Raw genomic sequence first — 2,155 nt, 5'->3', positions numbered from 1 at the left:
GCTGGTATTTACGCTATTGGCTACCACTCAGATATGAGCGGATACGGTAAAAAAGCACATTTAACGGCAGCGGTTCATCACTGGGATGAATTTTATGCAGAGCGCGTACAGCAAGTACTTGACGATAAATGGCAATCGCAAGATATATGGAAAGGGATAGGCTCAGGGATGACTCGCTTAGCGCCGCTAAGTAAAGATATTCCAAGTGATGTAGTAAGTGAAGTAAATGCTATTTCAGAGAAAATTGGTAAAGGTGAATTTCATCCATTTACTGGCCCTATAAAAAATCAGCAAGGTGAGCTGGTTACAAAAGCTGGGCAGACTATTGATGATAAAACCTTACTCGGCATGGACTTTTACGTTGAAGGCGTAGAAGGGCAGCTTAAATAAACGCAGACGTATTTGAATTAAAATAGGGCAGGGCGTTAATACCTTGCCCAAGTTTAAGCGCTAAAAGGATATTGACCATGTCAAACCAAGAAGCTATTTCAGAAGACATAATTTACGCGGTAGATGATAAACCAGGGCTAACTGAATCATTTTTTGCTGCACTACAGCACGTACTCGCAAGCTTTGTAGGCATTATTACACCCACACTTATTATTGGTGGGGTGCTTGGCCTAGCTGCTGAAATACCATATTTAATTAGTATGGCGTTGTTTGTATCGGGTGTTGGTACGTTTATACAAGCGCGCAGAGTAGGGCCTGTTGGTTCCGGACTTATATGTGTGCAAGGCACCAGTTTTGCTTTTTTAGGCACTATTTTGGCCACAGGCTTTACTGTTAAAGCTACGGGTGGCAATAACGATGAAGTACTCGCTACTATTTTTGCTGTGTGTTTTTTAGCGGCCTTTGTAGAGATATTTATTAGTTTTTTTATAGAAAAACTCGGCAAAGTAATTAAGCCTGTTGTTACCGGCGTGGTTATTACCACTATAGGCGTCTACCTTATAAAAGTGGGTATGACCGACATAGGCGGCGGCCAGTGGCTATTAACTAATAAGCCTGACGAGTTTGCCTCACCAAGTAACCTAATTGTTGGTTTTTCGGTTGTTGCTCTAGTGGTGCTGCTTAATGCAAGTAAAAATCAATGGGTAAGGCTAACTGCCGTGGTTGTAGCCATGATAGTAGGTTGGATACTGGCCGTTATATTAGGAATAGCCAAATTTGAAGTCGGCGAGTTTGATTTAATCGCCATGCCAATACCGTTTAAGTACGGTTTTAGTGTAGATTTTGGTGCGCTTATAGCCTTTGGCTTTTTATACCTTATTACTGCAATTGAATCGACAGGCGATATTACTGCCAATTGTGCTGTTTCTAAGTTACCTGTTAGAGGGCCTACTTACTTAGCACGCATACGCGGTGGTATTCTAGGTGATGGCGTTAACTCGATGATTGCGGCCTTATTTAACACTTTTCCAAATACTACTTTTAGTCAAAACAACGGGGTTATTCAGCTAACAGGTGTTGCCAGCAGGTACATAGGCCTGTGGATCGGCGGTATTTTAATCATCCTTGGTTTGTTTCCTGTGATTGGCGCTGTATTACAAAATATACCTAAACCCGTTTTGGGCGGTGCAACGCTTGTAATGTTTGGCACCGTAGCAGCCGCAGGGGTCAAAATACTAGCCAGCGAAAAAATAAATCGCAGAAGCTTACTTATTATTGCGGTGAGTTTGGGACTAGGGCTAGGTGTTAGTTTTGTACCAGAGTTGTTTACAAACGCACCTAAGTTGGTTACTGCCATATTCGGTAGCGCAGTGACGGTGTCGGGTATCACCGCAATAATAATGACGTTGGTACTACCAGAAAATTACTCAGCAAGTACGGATCATCTTAACTAAACTAAGATTCATAAAAATAAAGGAATTAAAATGAACACTAAAACAATAAAAAAACTAGCACTTATAACTGCAATTACAATGTGCTCAACAGGTGTTTCGGCTAAAGAGCTTTGGTCTGATTTTAGTATTACCGCAATGAAAGGGGCCGACTACCTAGAGCCATTTTCAGGGGAGGAAGACGATAGAAGTGTTGTTACTATAGAACATGCGTCGGGACATACTTGGGGTAGTACGTTCTTTTTTATGGATAGACTAAGTAATCCTGATGAAGTGTACGGTGAGTTAAACATAAACCCAACCCTTTACAAGCC

At 41.6% G+C, this 2,155-nt stretch carries 2 protein-coding genes and 1 pseudogene; all 3 read left to right on the top strand.

Going from position 1 to position 2,155, the window contains the following annotated elements:
* Positions 1-390 (top strand): BMP family ABC transporter substrate-binding protein (locus L659_RS1000000124080; protein ID WP_442960116.1); only part of this gene is annotated, 390 nt, incomplete at its 5' end.
* A 77-nt stretch (positions 391-467) separates the two neighbouring features.
* A complete protein-coding gene (locus L659_RS0122140) occupies positions 468-1,844 on the top strand; it encodes a uracil-xanthine permease family protein (protein ID WP_024591975.1) in 1,377 nt (458 codons plus the stop codon).
* 30 nt (positions 1,845-1,874) lie between these two features.
* Positions 1,875-2,155: pseudogene (locus L659_RS0122135) on the top strand (DUF5020 family protein); the annotation flags it as partial.

Source organism: Pseudoalteromonas sp. S8-8 (assembly GCF_000497875.1).
In the GTDB taxonomy this organism is placed as follows: Bacteria; Pseudomonadota; Gammaproteobacteria; order Enterobacterales; family Alteromonadaceae; genus Pseudoalteromonas; species Pseudoalteromonas arctica.
This window is presented reverse-complemented; position numbering and strand designations above follow the sequence as displayed.